General features: G+C 28.9%; 4 protein-coding genes. All 4 read left to right on the forward strand.

From position 1 onward, the window contains the following. Positions 1–163: 163 nt before the first annotated feature. On the forward strand, positions 164–736 hold the full coding sequence (locus VK998_RS05265) for a radical SAM protein (protein WP_325226299.1): 573 nt from the start codon (positions 164–166) through the stop codon (positions 734–736). A 94-nt stretch (positions 737–830) separates the two neighbouring features. Then, on the forward strand, positions 831–1,148 hold the full coding sequence (locus VK998_RS05270; RefSeq protein WP_325226301.1) for an Os1348 family NHLP clan protein: 318 nt from the start codon (positions 831–833) through the stop codon (positions 1,146–1,148). 9 nt (positions 1,149–1,157) lie between these two features. After that, positions 1,158–1,793 carry a hypothetical protein gene (locus tag VK998_RS05275; protein WP_325226302.1) on the forward strand — a complete coding sequence of 212 codons (636 nt, stop codon included), beginning with the start codon at positions 1,158–1,160 and terminating at the stop codon, positions 1,791–1,793. 31 nt (positions 1,794–1,824) lie between these two features. Next, on the forward strand, positions 1,825–2,121 hold a 297-nt coding region (locus VK998_RS05280; RefSeq protein ID WP_325226304.1), incomplete at its 3' end, for a glycosyltransferase family protein.

Genomic DNA, 2,121 nt, shown 5'->3' on the forward strand with positions numbered 1-2,121 from the left:
TTATATCAATAAACTCCCTATGGCTTCCCCCCTTCCATTTATCTATAATAGCCCCTCTATAATTCTGTAAACATACTCAACTTCATCAAATTCTTTATTTTGTAAACAGATAATTAATAAAAATATTAATATTAAATGGTCAGATTGTGCTCGCTTTAACAATATGACTTTTGAAAGGTTAAAACTCATAAAAGAGGCAGGCTGCCGTAAACTTGTTTTTGGTTTTGAAACAGCCAGCCAAAAACTAATTGATTTAGTGGACAAGAAGATTGATCTTTCCCATGGAGAACAGGTTATGAAATGGTGTAATGAGCTTGGAATTTTAGTTGATTTGGAAGTAATAATAGGATTACCTCAAGAACGGGATGAAGACTTTGAAGCAACTATTAAATATATAAATAAAAATAAGGAATATATTAATTATATGACAATAAATGAATTTTTTGTTGTACCCAATAGTAAGATTGGACGTTATCCAAAAAATTATGGAATCGAGTTAGTTCCGACTTTAATTACTTATGATAAGATGCTTAAAAGAAATTTGAACAATTTTATATCTTCAAAATCTAGCTATCAAGGAAATTTTAAAATATATAAATATAATGAGATCAATGGAAGAAATTACAGGGAAGTTGCAGAAAAAAACAGAATATATCTAAAGAAAATCAATGGTTTACAAAATAAAGAATTTGATGAAGTTGAGTATGTTTACAGAATTATAGAGGGACTATTCTAAATAAGTGGAAGGAGGGAAGTCATAGGGAGTTTATTGATATAACTAAAAGCTAAATTCAATTAACCAATAAAAATAAGAAAAGGGGATGTTAATTATGTCAAAAGAAAAAAATCCAAACGGAATGAATGAAAATAATTCTGAAATGAAAATGGTAATATTAAGGCTTTTATCAGATGCAGATTTTAAGGAAGAATTAATAGAAGACCCAGATAAGGCATTAGAAGGCTATGAGTTAAGCGAAGTTCAAAAAATACTAATTAAATCTCTAAGCCCTGAGGATATAGAAAATTTAACTCCTGAAAACATAGAAGAATACTTCTCAGCAGATGCAGCAGTTTATACACCTGATGAGACCGTTGATTTAGATGAATATGATACCTTCGAAGATGATGATTTTTTTGATGAAGAATAGGTGGTTTCAATGAGGTATATTACTAAAAAAGACGAAGAATTAATTAAAACCATCAATTTAATGATCAATATGCCCATAGACGTTGAAAAAAATTTCAAGCAACTTAAAGATTATTATGACAAAAATCTTAATGATCCTGATGCTGCATTCAGTTTTGGTTTTTATAATTTTTTGGTGACTTCTAAAATTGTTGATTCTAATATTAGTGCAGAGAAAATAGAATTAATTATTAATGCTTATAACCATGCCCTTAAAGTTGAACCTGGTTTTTGGTTGGTTAAAATGTTTAAATCCATACTTTTGTTAGCCTTACCAGAGATTATGCAAGATGAGAATGAACTAGTAAAGACTCTAGAAGATATGATTAATTCCCAAAAGACAGTAAAGGAAAAAAAACCATATTTTATAGTGCCCTATATTATCTATGCTGACTATAAATTTTCTAGAAATGATCCAAAGAAAGCCCTGGCTTTAATTGAAGAAGCTGAGAAAAATGCAATACAAGAATCGGTAAATTTTAGATATTTAAATGATTATTTTAGAAAACCATTAAAAGATTTTTCAAATCGCTTAATGAGATCTGGTGAGGATTTGGCAGCGACAAAGGTTAAGACATTGAACCATATATGTTTTCCAATACAATAAAATTTAATTATTTGATAGAAATGGGATGATTATGAAAAAAATATTATTTGTCACACTGGGACATTTATCATCAGGTGAATTCACTATTGCTTTTGAATTTTGCAAAGGATTACCAAAAGAGGAATTTGATATTTGCTTTTTAACTTCCTCTAAAGGCGCAAAGTATCTGGAAGAAAATAAAATTAAGCATGTTGTACTAGAACAATCTATTAATGGGTCAGATGCAGATGACAAGATTAGAAACAGAAAGATTACTGATAAGCTAATGAAGGATTTTAGTCCTGATTATGTTATAGCTTCTGATGTATATACATTATGGTATTCTTAC

The organism is Schnuerera sp., from assembly GCF_035459645.1.
GTDB lineage: Bacteria > Bacillota > Clostridia > Tissierellales > Tepidimicrobiaceae > Schnuerera.

Bases quoted from the DNA above. Each gene is read 5' to 3' on its own strand.
- VK998_RS05275 (WP_325226302.1), top strand. From the start codon at position 1,158: ATGAGGTATATTACTAAAAAAGACGAAGAATTAATTAAAACCATCAAT.
- VK998_RS05270 (WP_325226301.1), top strand. From the start codon at position 831: ATGTCAAAAGAAAAAAATCCAAACGGAATGAATGAAAATAATTCTGAA.
- VK998_RS05265 (WP_325226299.1), top strand. From the start codon at position 164: ATGACTTTTGAAAGGTTAAAACTCATAAAAGAGGCAGGCTGCCGTAAA.